This is a genomic window from Polynucleobacter sp. (genome assembly GCF_030693775.1).
Classification (GTDB): domain Bacteria; phylum Pseudomonadota; class Gammaproteobacteria; order Burkholderiales; family Burkholderiaceae; genus Polynucleobacter.
Genome location: NZ_JAUXZY010000004.1, coordinates 879,159 through 898,053 on the forward strand (window position 1 = coordinate 879,159; position 18,895 = coordinate 898,053).

Consider the following 18,895-nt stretch of genomic DNA (forward strand, 5'->3'; position numbering starts at 1 on the left):
TATTCGTATTTGTGGCATTTCTTTAAATCGCCACATGCCTATGCTAGGGTTGCGGTATTCCTGAATGATTGCACCCATGTATTTTCTAAACCGCCCCATTTACGCCAGGCTGATTCTGTGCTGCTGTATTAGCGCAGGGACCAGTGCCTTTGCGATTGCGCCGGTCGACAGTGAACCTGTAGTGGATAGCAAGGTCCCGCTGATGGGAGAGACGGAACGCTGGAGCATTCATGGGCAAGCGACCTACATGCTGCAGCAACGCAATAACTTTAATTCCCCTTACTCTGGACAAAATAGCTTATTGAATAAATCGGCCAGTCCTGCCGAGAGTTATTCCTTGAGCGCGACTGCATTTGTTGGCACAAGACTGTGGCAAGGCGCCGAGGTGTATTGGAATGGCGAAATGTTCCAAGGCGCGCCGTTTGATGGGAAGCTGACTGGAGTCGGCGGTGTGTATAACGGCGAGCTGCAAAAAGGAGCCTATGCGCAACCCGTTTTTTATACCGCCCGGGCTTTTCTGCGCCAAACGATTGGCCTCGGCGGTGGTCAAGAACACATTGCGGGCGAAGCCAATCAATTAGCAGGTAATTTGGATAAGAATCGATTGGTTCTGAGCTACGGCAAGATCGCTACGCTGGATTACTTTGATGACAATGCCTACAGCCATGATCCGCGTACGCAGTTTCAGAATGCGTCGATCTTTTCCATGGGCGCCTATGGCTATGCAGCGGACACCAAGGGATACACCTACGGCGCCGTAGCCGAGTGGTATCAGGCTAATTACATTTTGAAGGCAGCCCGTCTGGCCTTGCCAACCGTACCGAATACCGCCCAGCTCGATTACACCTTATCCAAAGACTATAGCAATCAAGTAGAACTCACGCGTACTCATGAGATCTATGGACGGGCGGGTGCCGTGCGGGGATTGTTCTTTCAGCAGCACGCCTTTATGGGCACGTATCAAAATGCCCTGAATCGCGCGCAGCAAACGAGCACGTATCCACCGAATATCACCAATGTGCGGCAAGCCTCCACGAATACCTGGGGCTATGGTCTTAATTTCGATCAAGCGCTCAGTCAAGACATTGGCATTTTTGGTCGTTGGAGTTGGAACCCCGGCGCCGCTGAAACTCAGACTCTGGACATCAGCAAATCGCTTTCAGGTGGGGTGAGCGTGAAGGGCGCCTCGTGGTCTAGACCCGGCGACACCCTGGGGATTGGCTTTGCTGTGAATGGCATTTCATCGGCGCAAATTAGCTATTTGCAAGACGGCGGTATGACGACCTTTATTGGCGACGGCAAGCTCAGTTACAAGCCAGAACAGGTGTTAGAAACCTATTACAGCGCTAAAGCCTATAAAGAGCTGTTTATTTCCCTGAACTACCAGCGGATCGCCAATCCTGCCTATAACGCAGCGCGTGGCCCCGTCAATATCATCGGCGTTCGGGCTAACGTAAGTATTTAGGCTGTAATACAGTCCTCAAGCCCTCCATTTTTGCCCTTTTCAGCCTCTTAAGAAGGGCGTACCCCCTATAATCAAATACCCATTTTTTATCGGGTAATAGGGGGCAAGACAGCAATTGAAGATTGTGGTAATAAATTTTAGAAGCATGCGCTTGCCTCTCGCAGGGGTGCTTTTCTGTTGCGCTGCTATTTCGGTTTCGCATGCGCAGGCACCAGCACTTGCGCGAGAAGCGTCGGTGACCGTTGCCCCCGCAAAAAATATTGCCCCTAGTTCTGCTGCTAGCCCCAGCATCAATCCCAGCGCCAAAGCAACCGCGCCCACTGAACTCGATTTACGTCAGCTGTGGTCAGAGCTCAAGCTTAATAATCCGCAACTCGCTGCGCTGCGTGAGTCCTACTTTGCTGCCAAAGCCACCGTCCCGCAAATCGCGGCGCCCGCTAATCCACAAGTGGGATTGGTTTGGTCGGGTATGCCTGCAAACTCGCCATTTGCCCTAGGCGGAGCCAATCCACCTAATGTCCCCAATTCGCAATACCCCAATGGGGTTAGCAGTAACAACGCCATCTCCTTTTCTCAGCCATTTCAGTTTCCGGGTAAGAAAAGCCTTGCTGCCGATATTGCCGATACCAATGCAGAAGCCCTCTTGGCCCAAAGCGAATCGACCTACCTGCAATTGGGGGCGCAATTATCCAGTTTGTATTACAGCGCCTTAGCATCGCAAAAGCAGTTGACGGTGTTACGGGAATCAGTCACCCGGTTGGAGATGATCAAGAACGTAGCCAAAGCCCGTTACGCCAATAATGCAGCAGCCTATGTGGAGTTTTTAAATGCTCAGGTGGCACAAAGTGCGGCTGAAGCAGATCAGTTTGCGCTTGATCGCCAGTTGCAAGTGGCGCTAAGGGGGATCAACGCCTTAATTGGCCGCCATTCGCGTGAGCAATTGCTGCTGCGGGGCGATGCGCGCCTCACCTTGAATACCGTACCCAGCTTGCTGGAGCTGGAAGACTATGCGGAAAGCAGCCATCCACTCTTAAAGAGTTCTGCCTTACAACTGGAGGCTGCTAAAAAAGGAGTCAGCCTAGCCAAGAAAGCTTACTTGCCGGATTTTCAGGTGATTGGATCTTCCTATACTCCGCGTGGCCCGTTTGCTGCGAATAACGGGACTCTGTTTTATCAGTTCGAGCTGGACATTGTGATTCCACTGTATTTCTTTACCAAAGAAAAGTATGGGGTAGAACAAGCCAGGCGTAATCAAGCCTCGCTCGAAGCCAGCAATATTGCTAGTCGCCAACAAGTGGTATTGGCCGTCAATACGGCATACGCCAATTACGAGCAGGCCAGAAATCAGGTGCAGTTTTTACGTGATCGCCAAGTACCGCAGGCCGATGCAGCGTACAAGGTGGGACTGAACCAATATGCCAATAATGGCCAAGGATTTAATGATGTACTCACAGCGCAAGCGCAATTGCGTTTATTGGAAATTCAATTGGCGTTAGCGCAAAGCGCGCTACTCCAAAGTCAGGCGACTGTATTGGCAGCCGCCGGTAAAGAACCGTTTTAAGGATATCGCTTGAAAGATCAATTTCGCTCCGGAACAAAAAAGGTGGCAGAGCAGTTAAGCCAGCTCCAGCAGAAGCTCGGTCAGCAGTTTGCGCATCTGCGTGGTAACCTCGCCGACCTCTATTGGAATCGCTCACCCGAGCAGCGCCAACGGATTCGCTTAGCTGCGTTTGCCTTTGCGATTTTGTCGCTGGGCATTGTGCTCGGACGGCTGACAGACATCAATCGCGCAGTGCAAATTGATAAGTCGGACAAGACATTGAAGGTGGAAAAGAGTGGCACCTTAGAGCTCAAGTTGCCCGGCGTTACCCTCAATCCTGAAATTTATGTTTTTAAAGAAGCAAAAACTACCGAAGTGCCGATTGAAATAAAAGTGCCAGGGCGACTTGCCTTTAATGCGGAAAAATCCAAAGTGATATCCGCGCGGGTAGCAGGACGGGTAGAGCGCATCTTTGCCTTTGATGGCGCCGCTGTTAATCAAGGCTCGCCCATTTTAGAAATGTACAGCCCAGAATTTAATTCAGCCCAGCAAGAGTACTTGCTGGCGAGTAAAACAGCGAGCATTCTCGGAAAAAATCAGGCCATGGGCGATCTGATGCAGGACGCCAAAATGACCCAAGATGCAGCGTCCAATCGCCTGCGCAATATCGGCGTATCGGATCAGGAGATCGCGCAGCTCGGCACTAATCAAAAAACGCAGGCGAATTTGCTGATTCGCTCACCCATTCAGGGGGTTGTGATCAAGCGCAATACCGAACCGGGCGCTTTTGTAAATAGCGGCGATGTGCTTGCTAGTCTGGCTGATCCAAAGGCCTTGTGGTTTTTGGGCAATGTATTTGAAAAAGACATCCGTCTGTTATCGAGTGGCCAGCAACTCATTCTAAAAACCGAAGCGTATCCCGATCGCGAGTTTATTGCCCAAACCAATTACGTTGCTCCCAGCGTTGATCCAGAGACGCGGGCATTGCTGATTCGTGCCGACGTCAATAACGACGACGGTTTGCTGCGCCCCGATATGTTTATGTCAGCCAAGCTTTTGGTTGGCAAAGGTCTTGCTGTGGTGGTGCCGCAATCGGCGATTGTGCGTATACGTGAGATGCGCTACGCGATTGTGCGGGTAGCGCCCGATACCTTTCGCCGGCTTCCGGTCAAAGGCTATGACTTAGACGGCAAACGTTTTGCTATTACGGACGGCCTGGGCGCTGGCTTAATGGTGCTGACGGATGGTGCAGTCTTACTCAACGATCGCTTTGCTAAGTTAGAAGACTAAGTTAGAAGACTAGGTTAGAACACTAAATGAGCCAATTTACTTCCTTCATTCGGGGCGTTTTAGAAAAACGCGTCTTGGTGATCGTGGGCTCCATCGTGCTCTTGGGTCTCGGCATGAATAGTCTGAGTAAATTACCCATACAGCCATACCCTGGTGTTGCCCCTTTAACGATTCAAGCCATTTCGCAGTGGCCGGGCAGAAGTACGACTGAGGTCGAGCAGCAAGTCACCATTCCGGTTGAAAATGCCTTGGCTGGTATTCCGGGGTTGCAGGCCTTTCGCTCAGTCTCGCTCTTTGGCTTATCGGTTGTCACCCTGAAGTTCAATGACACCGCCGATCCGTTTAAAGCCCGCCAAACCTTCATTGCTAATTTAGCCAACGCCAATTTACCCGCTGGCGTTGTCTCCAGTATTAGTCCAGACTCGGATGCGACTGGAGAGATCATGCGCTACGAGGTGCACTCCGACTACGCATCTTCGGCTGAACTCAAAACACTGCAAAACTACGAGATCTATAAAGAACTAAAGCAAACCCGTGGCGTTGCGGATGTCTCCTCTTTTGGTGGCAAGGTACGCCAATACCAAGTGATTGTGACGCCAGAGAGCCTGCAATCGAAGGGCATTTCCATTGCCCAGTTGATAGCCGCCATTACCAGTTCCAATAGCAATATGGGTGGCGGCTTATTGCCCAGTGGCGAGCAGCAGTTTGTGGTGCGTGGTGTGGGCTTGCTGAAGAACATCGACGACATTAAGCAAGTTGTCATCACCACCAACAATGGCGTTCCAGTTCGGGTAGGTGATGTGGCCACAGTTCAAATTGGTAATGCGCCGCGCCTAGGTTTATTTCAGTTCAATGAGAACCCAGATTCCGTCGAAGGCATCATTTATTTGCGCCGCGGCGAAAACGCCACCGAAGTATTAGCGCGAGTACGTGAGACCGTTAATAACATTAATAAGCAAATTCTGCCGCCCGGCATTGAAGTGCGGCCTTTTTATGATCGCCAGGTATTGCTCGACATTACCGTCGGCACGGTGAAACACACCTTGTTTTTTGGTATCACCTTAGTTCTTGCCATTCTCTATATCTTTTTGGGAAATCTGCGCGCCGCTGCGGTGGTGGCTGCGGTGATTCCATTGGCACTGTGCGTGGCCTTTATTCAGATGCACATTTGGAGCGTACCTGCCAATCTCATCTCCTTGGGGGCCATCGACTTTGGTGTGATTGTGGATGCTGCCGTCATTTTGACGGAGAATGTGATGCGGCATTTGGAGAAGGGCGGTAAGCGCTTAAACCAAAGCATCATCCTGGCAACGAGTGAAGTGCAGCGGGCAATGATCTATTCGACGGGCATCATTATTGTGGCCTACTCGCCGCTGTTCTTTATGGGCGGAGTCGAGGGCATCATCTTCAAGCCCATGGCCTTTACGATGGGCTTTGCCTTAATTGCTGCGGTGATTTTGAGCCTGACCTTTTTGCCGGCCATGATCTCCTTGATATTTGGCGAGACCATGGGGCACAAGCCACCGAGTTTTATCACTCGTTTGATTGAGGGCTATAAGCCTTTGCTCCGCCGCTGGATGGATCGCCCCAGAACGATTGTGGCAGTCGCGGTCTTTATTCTCGGACTCACGCTGCTCAGCGTAACCCGTTTAGGCACCGCTTTTTTACCCACCCTTGAAGAAAATAACATTTGGTTACGGGTCACGCTCCCCAACACGGTTGACCTCGACTACTCGATTAAGGTCGCCAACCAATTGCGCGAGAACTTCATTAAACAGCCTGAAATCGAAAAGGTCGCGGTACAAATTGGTCGACCCGATGACGGCACCGACTCTACTGGGGTATTTAATATCGAGTTTGGTCTTTATCTCAAATCACCCGATAAGCTCCCAAAGGGAAGCAGTAAGAAACAATTGATTCAGAAGCTGGAAGGCGTTCTAAATCAAATCCCGGGTGCCAATTACAGTTTTTCACAATACATTCAGGACAACGTCAATGAGGCGCTCTCCGGTGTGAAGGGCGAGAATTCGGTCAAAATCTACGGCGCCGATTTAGAAGTGCTCGATGCTAAAGCCAAAGAAGTACTGGAGCAGATTAAACACGTCCGCGGCGTAGCCGACGAAGGCATTCTTAAGGAATTAGGCCAGCCCACACTGAACATTCAGATTGATCGTGAGCGAGCAGCGCGGTATGGCATTAATGTCAGCGATATTCAGACGGTGGTTGCGAACGCCATTGGCGGCGCTGCAATCACGAACTTATTGGAAGACGAAAAGACCTTTGGTATTGCCGTACGCCTCAGTGAAGCGAGTCGCAATGATGTATCCGACATATCGCAACTATTGGTTGATGCCCCTGGCGGAAAAAGAATACCCCTTTCGATGGTGGCCAAAATTGAACTCAGTGATGGGCCTTTCTTTATCTACCGCGAAGCCGGTAAGCGCTACATTGCGATTAAATTCAGTGTGCGCGGACGCGACTTGGGTAGTGCAGTTGAGGATGCTCAATTCTTAGTTGAACAAAATGTCGTATTGCCAGCAAATTACTCGATCAGCTGGGATGGCCAATTTAATCAAATGAAACAGGCGCAGAGTAAGCTGATGGTGATCGTGCCCTTAGCATTGCTTGGGATCTTCCTACTACTCGTGAGTGCCTTTGGTAATTTCCGGGATGCGGTGATTGTCATGATCAACGTACCCTTTGCTGCGATAGGCGGGGTAATCGCACTGCACTTGGCGGGCGAGACCCTCAGCATTTCTGCATTCTTTGGCTTTTTATCGCTCTTTGGTATTGCTATTCAGGACGGGGTGATCCTCATCTCCTTTATCAATAAAACCGTAGCCAATGAACATGGCGCCATGAAGGATTCGATGGTGGAGGGCGCCGCTTTGCGTGTCAGACCCGTATTGATGACTGCCATGCTCTCGGGCTTTGGATTGCTGCCCGCCGCGCTCTCGACCTCCATTGGCTCCGAGGCGCAGCGCCCCTTGGCCCTCGTGATTGTGGGCGGCATGGTAACCACCACCATTCTGACCCTACTGGTGCTACCGGTCATTTACGGCTGGTTCCGTTGCCGGAGTCTGCCAGCCCCCGTCAAAGTCTCGGTATGATGCGGTATGGCTACTTCTTTTCCTTCCGGCGACACGGCTTTGCCCCACATTCTGATCTCCAATGACGATGGCTATTTAGCGCCCGGCTTATTGGCTTTAGTCAATGCTATTCGCCCCTTGGGCCGCATTACGGTAATCGCCCCAGAGCAAAACCACAGCGGTGCCTCCAATTCTTTAACGCTGTCGCGTCCGCTGTCGATTCACCGGATTGCTGGCGGAGAGCGCGATGGCTTTGTCTTTATTAATGGCACACCAACCGATTGCGTACACATTGCCATGACGGGTTATTTAGACCATCGCCCTGACTTAGTCGTATCTGGCATTAATCAAGGTGAGAACCTGGGCGAAGACGTACTCTATTCGGGTACGGTTGCCGCAGCGATTGAAGGTGTGATGTTTGGCGTTCCGGGGATTGCGTTCTCGCAAACCGATCGAGGCTGGGCCCGTATTGACGATGCAGCGCAAGCAGCGCACGACATTGTCAAGCAAATGCTGTCCCACCCCATGCCAAAACACCCCCAGCAGGCCGATGGCATTGCTTCTTTACTGAACGTCAATATTCCGAATCGTCCCTACGAAGAACTCAAACGCTGGCGCGTCACGCGCTTAGGTAATCGCCACCACTCACAGCCCGTCGTTGTGCAAAACAATCCACGCGGCGACAAGATTTACTGGATTGGCGCAGCGGGCGATGCGAAGGATGCTTCTTCTGGTACGGATTTTCATGCGATCAATGAGGGCTGTATATCGATTACGCCAATGCAGCTGGATCTTACTCACCACGCTCAGCAAAAAGCGATGGCTGCAGACGGTTGGAACCGCGATTGAAGTCGGCAACTGCTGATCGGTTTGCCGGGCACCGGCAGGCGCTTGCTACGAAGGTAGCGATGGCTGGCGTGAAGCATGCCAAAACCTTAGATGCCATTGCAACAGTGCCACGCCACGCTTTTATGGATGCAGGTCTGCATCCCCAAGCTTACGAGGATTCCGCCTTACCAATTGGGCATCAGCAAACCATCTCGAAGCCATCGGTGGTGGCGCGCATGATTGAGGTCCTGCATAAATCCAAACAGCCGCTGAATAAAGTCTTAGAGATCGGCACGGGTTGCGGATACCAAGCCGCCGTATTGAGTCTGCTAGCCGATGAGGTGTATTCCATTGAACGTATTCGGCCATTGCATGATTTAGCCCGCGATAATTTAAGGCCATTTCGGATTAAAAACCTCCGACTGATTTATGGGGATGGCATTTTGGGGCTTCCCCAAGCCGCTCCGTTTGACTCGATTATTTTGGCCGCCGCTGGTTTAGGTATTCCGGATGCCTTGCTAGATCAGCTCGCCATTGGCGGCCGTTTGGTTGCCCCGGTGGCGCGCAATGCAAAAGAGCAGCAATTGCTCCTGATTGAGCGGGTGAGCTCCCACCGCTACCAGCGTACAGCCCTAGACGAGGTCTTTTTTGTGCCTTTACAATCAGGGGTAGTATGAACACAAGCTCCTTATCGCACATGAACCGCCTCTCCAGTCAAACCCCATCCATTCGGGTTTTGCTGCTACTTACTGCTGCAGTTGCCGCTCTTTCTGCTTGCTCTACGCCGCGCACCACACCGGCTACCGTAGTGGATCGTTCGCGTATTGATGCCCCAACATCCACTGCAACCGTACCAACCCCGCCCGGGTATTACCGTGTGAAACGGGGTGATACCGTATTGCGGATCGCGCTGGATCAAGGGCAGTCTTATCGCGATATCGTGCGCTGGAATAACCTCACTGATCCCAACCTAATTGAGGTCGATCAGTTGTTGCTGGTGCGCCCACCGGCTGGCAAGATGACCGTCAAGCCCTTGACATCTGCCGCTACCGCAGCAACACCACCGAAAATGGCAGATCAGCGTATGGCAGAGCCTGCTCCAGAACCCAAATTAGAGGCGGTCAAGCCCGATGCGCCGCCGCCCGGTATTCGTTTGTCGTGGCCAGCCAAAGGCAAGGTGGTAGAGGATTTCATTGATGGCAAGAACAAGGGTATTGATATCGCCGGCAAATTGGGTGATCCGATTCAGGCTGCGGGCGATGGCCGCGTAGTGTATGCCGGCAACAGCCTGCGCGGTTACGGTAATTTAGTGATCGTCAAGCATGACAATACTTACCTTACCGCCTATGCCCACAATCGTAATTTATTAGTGAAAGAGGGCGATACGGTTCGCAAAGGTCAGAAGATCGCAGAAATGGGCGACACCGATGCCAATTCTGTGCGCCTGCATTTTGAGCTTCGCGTGAATGGCAAGCCCGTCGATCCGCTGCCCTTCCTGCAGTAACCTAAGGCGGCATGACAACCGTTCTGGTATTTGATATTGAGACCATTCCAGATGTAGTGGGTCTGCGCCGGCTGGAGGATTTTCCGGCGAGCATGACGGATAGCGATGTAGCGCAGCAAGTCATGCAACTGCGTTTAGATAAAACCGGCAGCGATTTTTTACCCCTCTACCTGCAACGCATCGTTGCAATCTCCTGTGTGATTCGGCGCACGACCAAAGAAGGCTTGCCGCAAATCAAAGTCGGGTCCCTTGGCAATCCAGATGATTCTGAAAGGGTATTGATTCAGGCATTTTTTGATTTGATCGAAAAATACACGCCGCAATTGGTATCGTGGAATGGCAGTGGTTTTGATTTACCGGTCTTGCACTACCGCGCCTTAATCAATCAAGTGCATGCGCCGCGCTACTGGGAAATGGGCGAGAGCCAAGACAGCGATAGCCGCGAGTTCAAGTGGAACAACTACATTAGCCGCTACCACATGCGGCATTTAGACTTAATGGATTTGCTGGCGAAGTTCAATGGCCGCGCTAATGCCCCTTTGGATGCCTTAGCGAAACTGTGCGGCTTTCCAGGCAAGCTGGGCATGGATGGCAGTCAAGTCTGGCCAGCCTACCAAGACGGCAAGATAGCGGACATTCGGCGCTATTGCGAAACCGATGTGGTCAATACCTATCTCATGTATTGCCGTTACCAGCTCCTGCGGGGTGGGGTGACGCAAGCCGAGCACGATGAAGAGTTGGACTTTGTGAAGCGCTATTTAGAGCAAGAGGCCAAAGAGCCAAACGGCCAAGCCTGGCAAGAATACCTCGCTGGTTTTGCAGGCGATGCCTAGGCGACCACGCGCACGCGCAGCGCCAGAAATCCACGCTGTATCCGATCCGATCGTAGTCGAGGGCTTAGATCTCGATGCGCAAGGCATTGCGCGCTTAGCGCCCACCGAGGAAGCGGCCGCCCGGGGCGAGAGTGGCAAAGTCATCTTCATTCGGGGCGCTTTGCCAACCGAGGTAGTGCGCTACCAAATTACCCGTGATAAATCCCGCTTCTCTAAAGCCAAAGTAATCGACATTCTCAAAGAAGCCGTCTTTCGGGCTAAGCCCGCCTGCGAATATTTTGGAGTGTGTGGCGGCTGCACCATGCAGCACTTGGATATCCGCGCACAAATCGCGATCAAGCAACGTGTACTAGAAGATGACCTGCTGCACATCGGGCAGCTACGACCGCAAGAGGTGTTGCGACCCATGGCTGGGCCCACTTGGCACTACCGCCACCGAGCTCGTTTTAGCGTGGTCAATCGCTCGATTAAAAAAGGCACGGTGCTGGTGGGTTTTCATGAGCACCAAAGTGCGTATGTGGCCGACATGCTGTCATGTCAAATATTGCCCAAGCATGTATCCGATTTGCTAGAACCGATGCGCGGGCTCATCATGTCGCTCAGCGATCCGAGCCGAGTACCGCAAATTGAACTCGCTGTAGGCGAGGGTGAGCAAATCGGTAGTCAAGTTACGGCTTTAGCGATTCGGCATTTAGAGCCGCTCACAGACGCAGATCAAGCAGCTATTAGGGCATTTGCCGATCAGCATGGTGTGTGGATTTGGCTACAACCCAGCGGCTTGCAAAGCTTGGCTCCCTTTCATCCGCCAACGGGAAGACTCTGTTATCGCCTGCCGGAGTTTGGCATTGAGATGCCGTTTAAGCCGGCCGACTTCACCCAGGTCAACCACCTGATGAATCGCTCCCTAGTTAGCCGCGCCTTGCGACTCTTGGAAGTGCAAGCGGATGACCGGGTGCTCGATCTCTTTTGCGGTATCGGTAATTTCAGCTTGCCATTGGCTCGCACAGCCAGTAGCGTATTGGGAATCGAAGGCCTTGCTAGCTTAGTTGAGCGCGCTACAGAAAATGCAGTACACAATCAGCTCAGCCATAAAGCCCGTTTCATGCAGAGCGATCTATTTGAAGTCAGTATCGACACCATTGTTTCGTGGGGCAAGGCCGAGCGCTGGTTAATTGATCCGCCTAGAGAGGGTGCCATGGCCATCTGCCAAGCGCTAGCCAACATTGTTCAAGCAAGTGCAGTCGGGCAGCACGAGTGGGATGCTTTTTTGCCAAAACGCATCGTCTACGTATCGTGTAATCCAAAAACCTTGGCGCGGGATGCGGCTATATTGGCGCACCAAGCCGGTTACCAGTTACGCTCTGCCGGCATCATTAATATGTTTCCCCACACATCGCATGTGGAATCGATTGCGGTGTTTGAGCTTACAGGGCAGCGCATTCTAAATACGCCAGCCCTTAAAAAGGATTTAACTGCCGCGTTAGCTTGGGCACAAAAAACACCCGCTAAAGCAAGCGATCTTTCTGAACTAAAAATGACTAAAGCGTATGGTACGAAAAGTAAAGCCTGAGCCATCAGTCGAACTTAATTTTAATGCCCTGTTTTTCAATCTGCCTTGAGTGATTTAGAGCGAGTTAAGCATAATTCGAATGTGCGTTCATAGCCTTAACTAAATGTTTTGGATAAGGTCTTTACAAATATATCTGCTTGATTTACAGCCCAAGCAGCATCTTCTAGCATAACAGTATCGCCTTTGTAGTCAGCCATCAAGCGGAGGTCCTCGACCTTATTCAATGATTTGCCAAGCTCCACAGAAACTTGACCTGATTTAACCAGCTGCAAACTGAATTTTGAAATAAGGCCGCTATGGGTTTTGGTATTTACCGCTGCCTCATCTAGGCCTGATGCCAAAAGGGCTGCTCTTGCGGCATCAAACATGGCATAGTAAGCACGGTTACAAGCGCCATCAACGTCACCAGCATCTAACAAAATTTGAGCTGAGCTTGCTGCAATTAGCGCCTTACCAAATAGCTCTTTAGCATTCAAAGTACAAGGCCTTCATTTCGAATGTTTTTCAATAAGCCTGGGTTTGAGTAGCTCTCTGGATGGTCCCACTCCGCTTGCCAAATAGGCAAAGGCTGGATCCGAATTCCTGTATCTAACAACACATCGTAAGCCAGATCATCCATGGCGAACTTCGTGGTCATAAAAGGCCCTGAGTTGCCTCGCAATAAGATCGCTATGTCAGCATCGCTTTCACTGTGGTGGGCATTGCGAGCGCGGCTACCAAAAAGTAGCACCTGGCTTACATCATATTGATGGGCGATTTTTTCCATAAATGCTCGAGCTGCATTTTGGGTTGCTGGATCAATAGCGGGCTTATTCATTATGGTCAATTATCCTAATAAATAGCACTTTGGGCAACAAGCACCTCAATATGGCTCGCATCAGTGCAATTTAATTAAAAATAGGTATTCAAGCTATTTTGGCCTGCCCAGCTCAACAGGTCTTTACTTCCAAAGTAACTCCTCTATCTATTTGTAAAATACATAGAACAAGTCACGGAGCATGCCATGCGCGTTATTCAATTTTCAGATGCGAGAACGCAGTTTAAGCAAGTGATTGATCAGGTCGTTGCGGATCAGGATGTTGTGATTATTTCTCGACGGGATGCAGAGGATACTGTACTGATGTCCTTGGATACCTATAACAGTTTGATGGAAACATTCCACTTATTAAAATCTACTGCCAACGTAAAACATCTGGAGAAATCATTAAAGCAATATCGCCGAGGGAAAACAAAGGCGCATCATTAATTGCCATTATTACTATTAATGTTTTGCCGGGTTTAGCGATTTGGTTCAGACGGGTAGGTGGTATGCCAATCAGCATCGTTAGACATCTTTAATGCTTTAGATAGGGCAGCATACTTATCCTCAAGTGCATCCCACGCAGCCTTAAATTCAGGTTTTGAAAATAGCAGTGCATCATCATCTGCTGTGTGTGGGACAGGCTGGAATTGGTCTTTATTGAATGCAGTCATCTTATTTGCTTGAGAGGGGGTACCAGCAATTTTATTCCTCAAAAGCCTTTCTACCAAAGAAAAAGCGCCCCGCAGGGCGCTTCTCTTTCATGCGGATTACGACTTAGTCTCGATCGCCACCCATGATCCCGAAGAGGGCCAAGAGGTTGCTGAAGATGTTGTAGACGTTTAAGTAAATAGCCAGTGTGGCCATCACGTAATTGGTCTCACCACCATTGACGATGCGCTGTACATCCACCAGGATGAAGGCCGAGAAAATACCGATCGCCAACACCATTAAGGTCAACATCAAAGCAGGCATTTGCAGCCACATATTGGCAACCATCGCCACGATGAGCAGCAATACACCAATCATCAAAAACTTACTCATGCCCGTAAAGTCACGCTTGCTGACGGTAGCAATGCTGGCCATTACCGTGAAGATCAAGGCGGTACCGCCGAATGCACCCATGATCAGGGTGGCACCGTTGGTGTAGCTATTGAGGGTGAGGCCAATCAAGCGCGACAGCATGACTCCCATAAAGAGGGTGAAGGCCAACAGCAGGACTACGCCCAAGCCGCTGTCCTTGTTGCGGTCAATTGCCCAGAAAAAACCAAAGGCCGCTGCCATAAAGACAACAAAGCCCATGAAGGGGCTGCCTTCAAATAGCTTGAAGCCCATTGCAACACCCAGCCAAGCGCCGATGACGGTTGGAACCATGGAAAGTGCTAGCAGGGCATAGGTATTGCGTAGGACGCGGTTGCGGACCTGTGCATTTGCAACTGAGCCTGTTTGCCCAAAGCCGAACGAGTTCAAATCACTCATATTGACTCCTTTAATGTAATAACGTGAGTCCACCACGGGACTTTGATAGCAAGTATAGACAAAATTGATTAAATCAAGGGGTTAGGCCAATAAGAATAGACAAAATAGGGTTATACCCAGCAAATTCAATGGCTTAGGGTGGCGGACATGGGGGTAAATACGGATGAAGCAATGTATAATCAGCGGGCGTTGGAATGAACGCGTAATACCCGCATCGGCAGCCGATACCTTACAAATTTTGGTTAAAAATGGCTGTTTTTTTATTACTATTGAATTAATCACTGGAGTTTTGCATGGCAATGGAGCGCACCCTTTCTATTATTAAACCGGATGCAGTAGCTAAAAATGTAATCGGACAGATTTATTCTCGTTTTGAGCAAGCCGGCCTCAAAGTCATCGCATCCAAAATGGCGCATTTGTCGCAGTCAGAAGCGGAGCAGTTTTATGCCGTGCATGCCGCTCGCCCATTCTTTAAAGATTTAGTGAGCTTCATGATTTCTGGTCCAGTCATGATTCAGGTATTGCAGGGCGATAACGCCATTGCAAAAAACCGTGAACTCATGGGTGCAACCGATCCAAAGAAAGCAGACAAAGGTACTATCCGCGCTGACTTCGCAGACAGCATTGATGCCAATGCAGTGCATGGCTCCGATGCGCCAGAAACTGCTGCTGTGGAAATCGCTTTCTTTTTCCCAGGCATGAACATCTTTTCGCGTTAATTGATTGACTACCCCGCGCACAAATCTCCTGGATTTTGACGCTGCCGGCATGGCAGCGTATGTCGCGGGTCTAAATGAAAAACCATTTCGGGCCAAGCAGCTCCTGAATTGGGTTCACCAGCGTGGCGTGTCGGATATCGCCGCGATGAGTGATTTGGCAAAAACCTTTCGCACCTCTTTAGCTGACCGAGCTGAAATCAAACCGCTACCCGTCATACGGGATGAGCAGGCCCAAGACGGCACACGCAAGTGGCTGATCGATGTGGGTGCCAAAGATGCGGTGGAGATGGTCTTCATACCGGAAGATGACCGCGGTACCTTGTGTATCTCATCGCAGGCTGGCTGCGCCGTGAACTGCCGCTTTTGCTCGACTGGGTATCAAGGTTTCTCACGCAATCTCACTGCCGGTGAAATCATCGGCCAACTTTGGTATGCCGAGCACGAGTTAAAGAAAGACCCGAACGCCATCTTGCGTTTGGAGCAGTACCCAACTCCAGGTTACGTTTACAGCGGCCGTGTGGTTTCTAACGTAGTGCTGATGGGCATGGGCGAGCCTCTGCTCAATTACGACAATGTACTGACTGCCTTGCGCTTGATGCTCGATGACAATGCCTACGGTTTGTCACGTCGCCGCGTAACTGTCTCTACTTCTGGCGTGGTACCGATGATGGATCGCTTATCGCAAGATTGCCCCGTCGCTTTGGCCGTGTCCTTGCATGCGCCCAATGATGCGCTGCGTGACCAGCTGGTTCCCTTAAATATTAAATACCCGCTGCGCGAATTACTGGCAGCGTGTGAGCGCTATTTAGAATTTGCGCCCCGTGATTTTTTAACCTTCGAATACTGCATGCTCGAGAATGTGAACGACAGCGATGCGCAGGCCAAAGAGTTAATTCGCTTGCTGAGCGGCATTAAATGCAAGGTCAACCTGATTCCATTTAATCCCTTCCCTGAATCAGGCCTGACACGCTCCTTGCCGCAGCGCGTTCAGGCATTTATGCATTTATTACAAGATGCCGGCATGATTGCCACCGTGCGTAAAACCCGCGGTGATGATATTGCCGCGGCATGTGGCCAACTCGCTGGTGATGTGGTTGATCGCACGCGTGTGCGTGAGCGCGCGCTTTACGAACAACCCATCGAATGGGTCAACCGTTAATATTGCATATACCAATGACAGAGCCGACTAAAACCATGTCAAATTGCCTACCCCCATTACCCCTTGGTCCATCCCCTAAGCGCGCTTCTCGTCAATCCGAGGTAGTTTGGGAAAGTGCCCGGATTACAGTCGGCGGTAATGCACCGGTCCGCGTGCAGTCGATGACCAATACCGATACCGAAGACGCGATTGCAACTGCAATCCAAGTCAAAGAATTGGCGCGTGCCGGCTCTGAAATGGTGCGCATTACCGTCAACACGCCGGCTGCTGCCGCTGCTGTTCCCTATATTCGGGAGCAGCTCGATAAGATGGGCGTGCACGTGCCGCTCATTGGTGACTTTCATTACAACGGCCACACCTTGCTCAAAGAGCATCCCGAGTGCGCTAGAACCCTATCGAAATACCGCATCAATCCAGGCAACGTAGGCAAGGGCGCAAAGCGTGATCCCCAGTTTGCGCAAATGATTGAAGCTGCTTGCGAATACCGCAAACCGATTCGCATCGGTGTGAATTGGGGCAGTCTGGATCAAGACTTACTTGCTAGCATCATGGATGCCAATGCAGCATTGCCTGTGCCAAAGTCAGCACAAGAAGTGATGATCGAGGCCTTGATTCAGTCGGCCCTGCAATCCGCGGAGAAAGCGGAAGAGCTGGGCATGGATCCCAATCAAATTACGCTCTCCTGCAAAGTGAGTAACGTACAAGATTTAGTAGCGGTGTACCGCGACCTTGCGCGCCGCTGTGACTACCCATTGCATCTTGGCTTAACTGAAGCGGGTATGGGTAGCAAAGGCATTGTGGCATCGACTGCAGCTTTAGCTATCCTATTGCAAGAGGGTATCGGCGATACGATTCGTATTTCACTGACGCCCGATCCGGGCGCTCCCCGCGAAAACGAAGTGATTGTGGGCCAAGAGATATTACAAACCATGGGCCTGCGTAATTTCACGCCGATGGTGATTGCATGTCCTGGTTGTGGTCGCACGACAAGCACGACGTTCCAGGAATTAGCCGCCAATATTCAATCGTATTTACGTCAGCAAATGCCGGTGTGGAAAAAAACCCATCCGGGTGTTGAAGAAATGAACGTCGCTGTGATGGGCTGCATTGTCAATGGCCCGGGCGAAAGTAAGCACGCCAATATTGGCATTTCATTACCGGGTACGGGCGAGACGCCGGCTGCTCCGGTATTTGTCGATGGCGTCAAAGTAAAGACGCTCCGCGGTGAATCGATTGCGCAGGACTTTCAGGTAATTGTTGAAGAGTACGTCAAAACCCGTTACGGCAGTAAGCAAGCATGAGTAATCCCAAGTTGCAAAAAATAAATGGCGTGCGGGGCATGAATGACCTGCTGCCTGCCGATGCCCAGCAGTGGACGCATTTGGAAAATGCCGTGCGTGATCTTACGCGCGCCTATGGATACGAATTACTCAAAACGCCGATTGTGGAATCCACGCCCGTCTTCCAGCGCGGCATTGGCGAAGTAACTGACATTGTTGAGAAGGAGATGTATTCCTTTGAAGATCGTTTAAATGGCGAGCAGTTAACGCTCAGGCCCGAAGGCACCGCTGCACTGGTGCGCGCCGTGATTGAACACAATTTGCTTTATGACGGCCCCAAGCGCCTTTGGTATACCGGCCCGATGTTTCGGCATGAGCGGCCACAGCGCGGACGCTATCGCCAGTTTCACCAGTTTGGTATTGAGGCATTGGGCTTTGCCGGTCCCGATATCGATGCAGAAATCATTTTGATGGGTCAACGCCTGTGGGACGAACTGGGCTTACGCGGCGTGCGCTTAGAAATCAACTCCCTGGGTCAAGCCGATGAGCGTGCTCAGCACCGCACTGCCTTAATTGCCTACTTTGAGCAACACGCCAATGCGCTGGATGCTGATTCACAGCGCCGCCTCAAATCCAATCCACTGCGTATATTGGATTCGAAAAATCCTGAGATGCAAGCCTTGATTGAAGGCGCACCGCGCTTACTCGATTTTCTGGGACCCGAATCGCTGGCGCATTTTGAAGCAGTGCAAGCTTTACTGAAAGCCAATAACGTACCGTGCAAAATCAATCCGCGCTTAGTGCGGGGTTTAGATTATTACAACTTGACGGTATTTGAGTGGGTGACTGACGCTCTTGGAGCCCAAGGCACGATTGCCGGTGGCGGTCGTTACGATCCCTTAATCGAGCGCATGGGTGGTAAATCAGCACCAGCATGTGGTTGGGCGATGGGCATGGAACGGGTACTCGAACTCATGAAGGTGTCCGAGTCATTGCCCGAGCCGACAAATTTGTGCGATGTCTTTGTGTTGCACCAGGGCGGCGAGACCTTGCGTACCGCTTTGGTCGCTGCTGAGGAAATGCGCAGTGCCGGGATTGACGTTGTCTTGTTTTGTGCTCCGGACGGTCAAACAGCCAGTTTTAAGTCCCAAATGAAGAAGGCCGACGCTAGCGGCGCAGCGTATGCAGTGATTATTGGCCCCGATGAATTAGCACGCAATGAGGCACAGCTCAAAGATTTGCGTGGCGGTGAGCAGCAGCGGGCTATTCCGTTGGATGGCTTGCTCGGCACGGTAATTGATGCCTTAGTAGCGACATCCGAATAGAATGACGCATTCGTA

The 18,895-nt window shown here is 51.1% G+C and carries 17 protein-coding genes and 1 pseudogene; 14 read left to right on the plus strand and 4 right to left on the minus strand.

Annotated elements, in window-relative coordinates; genetic code table 11:
- Positions 1–76: 76 nt before the first annotated feature.
- The 9 genes and pseudogenes from Q8M75_RS07290 to rlmD all read left to right on the plus strand — a co-directional run bounded on the left by Q8M75_RS07290 (position 77) and on the right by rlmD (position 12,119).
- Positions 77–1,465, plus strand: coding sequence for a carbohydrate porin (locus Q8M75_RS07290; RefSeq protein WP_305487881.1), 1,389 nt, complete (start codon positions 77–79; stop codon positions 1,463–1,465).
- A 145-nt stretch (positions 1,466–1,610) separates the two neighbouring features.
- On the plus strand, positions 1,611–3,026 hold the full coding sequence (locus tag Q8M75_RS07295) for a TolC family protein (protein ID WP_305487883.1): 1,416 nt from the start codon (positions 1,611–1,613) through the stop codon (positions 3,024–3,026).
- Between the two features lie 9 nt (positions 3,027–3,035).
- Positions 3,036–4,295 carry an efflux RND transporter periplasmic adaptor subunit gene (locus Q8M75_RS07300; RefSeq protein WP_305487885.1) on the plus strand — a complete coding sequence of 420 codons (1,260 nt, stop codon included), beginning with the start codon at positions 3,036–3,038 and terminating at the stop codon, positions 4,293–4,295.
- Between the two features lie 26 nt (positions 4,296–4,321).
- Complete coding sequence (locus Q8M75_RS07305) at positions 4,322–7,405, plus strand: efflux RND transporter permease subunit (RefSeq protein WP_305487887.1); 3,084 nt, start codon at positions 4,322–4,324, stop codon at positions 7,403–7,405.
- A gap of 6 nt (positions 7,406–7,411) precedes the next feature.
- Positions 7,412–8,233 (plus strand): 5'/3'-nucleotidase SurE, encoded by an 822-nt coding sequence (surE, locus tag Q8M75_RS07310; RefSeq protein ID WP_305487889.1) that lies wholly within the window; start codon positions 7,412–7,414, stop codon positions 8,231–8,233.
- Positions 8,234–8,265: 32 nt separating this feature from the next.
- Positions 8,266–8,889 (plus strand): annotated as a pseudogene (locus Q8M75_RS07315) (protein-L-isoaspartate(D-aspartate) O-methyltransferase); the annotation flags it as partial.
- A complete protein-coding gene (locus Q8M75_RS07320; protein ID WP_305487892.1) occupies positions 8,886–9,716 on the plus strand; it encodes a peptidoglycan DD-metalloendopeptidase family protein in 831 nt (276 codons plus the stop codon). The pseudogene Q8M75_RS07315 and the gene Q8M75_RS07320, both read left to right, overlap by 4 nt.
- Positions 9,717–9,727: 11 nt before the next feature.
- A complete protein-coding gene (locus Q8M75_RS07325) occupies positions 9,728–10,549 on the plus strand; it encodes a 3'-5' exonuclease (RefSeq protein ID WP_305487894.1) in 822 nt (273 codons plus the stop codon).
- Positions 10,542–12,119, plus strand: a complete 1,578-nt coding sequence (gene rlmD, locus Q8M75_RS07330; RefSeq protein WP_305487896.1) for a 23S rRNA (uracil(1939)-C(5))-methyltransferase RlmD — start codon at positions 10,542–10,544, stop codon at positions 12,117–12,119. Before Q8M75_RS07325 ends, rlmD begins: the two co-directional genes overlap by 8 nt.
- A gap of 95 nt (positions 12,120–12,214) precedes the next feature.
- Here rlmD and Q8M75_RS07335 read toward each other — a convergent pair whose 3' ends face one another.
- Together Q8M75_RS07335 and Q8M75_RS07340 are read right to left on the minus strand one after the other, a co-directional pair.
- Positions 12,215–12,595 carry a HEPN domain-containing protein gene (locus Q8M75_RS07335; protein ID WP_305487899.1) on the minus strand — a complete coding sequence of 127 codons (381 nt, stop codon included), beginning with the start codon at positions 12,593–12,595 and terminating at the stop codon, positions 12,215–12,217.
- Positions 12,592–12,936 carry a nucleotidyltransferase domain-containing protein gene (locus Q8M75_RS07340; RefSeq protein WP_305487900.1) on the minus strand — a complete coding sequence of 115 codons (345 nt, stop codon included), beginning with the start codon at positions 12,934–12,936 and terminating at the stop codon, positions 12,592–12,594. The genes Q8M75_RS07335 and Q8M75_RS07340 overlap by 4 nt, the downstream gene beginning before the upstream one ends.
- Before the next feature lie 186 nt (positions 12,937–13,122).
- Here Q8M75_RS07340 and Q8M75_RS07345 point away from each other — a divergent pair, with 186 nt between their 5' ends.
- Positions 13,123–13,365, plus strand: a complete 243-nt coding sequence (locus Q8M75_RS07345; RefSeq protein WP_305487903.1) for a type II toxin-antitoxin system Phd/YefM family antitoxin — start codon at positions 13,123–13,125, stop codon at positions 13,363–13,365.
- Between the two features lie 32 nt (positions 13,366–13,397).
- Here the strand turns inward: Q8M75_RS07345 and Q8M75_RS07350 are convergent, their stop codons facing one another.
- Both Q8M75_RS07350 and Q8M75_RS07355 read right to left on the minus strand, forming a co-directional pair.
- Positions 13,398–13,592 carry a hypothetical protein gene (locus Q8M75_RS07350; RefSeq protein ID WP_305487905.1) on the minus strand — a complete coding sequence of 65 codons (195 nt, stop codon included), beginning with the start codon at positions 13,590–13,592 and terminating at the stop codon, positions 13,398–13,400.
- A gap of 103 nt (positions 13,593–13,695) precedes the next feature.
- Positions 13,696–14,397 carry a Bax inhibitor-1 family protein gene (locus tag Q8M75_RS07355; protein ID WP_305487907.1) on the minus strand — a complete coding sequence of 234 codons (702 nt, stop codon included), beginning with the start codon at positions 14,395–14,397 and terminating at the stop codon, positions 13,696–13,698.
- Between the two features lie 293 nt (positions 14,398–14,690).
- Between Q8M75_RS07355 and ndk the strand changes: the two genes are divergently transcribed.
- From ndk to hisS, 4 genes are read left to right on the plus strand one after another with little or no spacing between them, the layout of a single operon-like run.
- Positions 14,691–15,116, plus strand: coding sequence for a nucleoside-diphosphate kinase (gene ndk / locus Q8M75_RS07360; RefSeq protein WP_108469164.1), 426 nt, complete (start codon positions 14,691–14,693; stop codon positions 15,114–15,116).
- A gap of 4 nt (positions 15,117–15,120) precedes the next feature.
- Positions 15,121–16,275: a 23S rRNA (adenine(2503)-C(2))-methyltransferase RlmN gene (gene rlmN, locus Q8M75_RS07365; RefSeq protein WP_305487910.1), complete on the plus strand. Its 1,155-nt coding sequence runs from the start codon at positions 15,121–15,123 to the stop codon at positions 16,273–16,275.
- A gap of 35 nt (positions 16,276–16,310) precedes the next feature.
- Positions 16,311–17,576, plus strand: a complete 1,266-nt coding sequence (gene ispG, locus Q8M75_RS07370) for a flavodoxin-dependent (E)-4-hydroxy-3-methylbut-2-enyl-diphosphate synthase (protein ID WP_305487913.1) — start codon at positions 16,311–16,313, stop codon at positions 17,574–17,576.
- Complete coding sequence (gene hisS, locus Q8M75_RS07375; RefSeq protein ID WP_305487915.1) at positions 17,573–18,880, plus strand: histidine--tRNA ligase; 1,308 nt, start codon at positions 17,573–17,575, stop codon at positions 18,878–18,880. The genes ispG and hisS overlap by 4 nt, the downstream gene beginning before the upstream one ends.
- Positions 18,881–18,895: the final 15 nt, after the last annotated feature.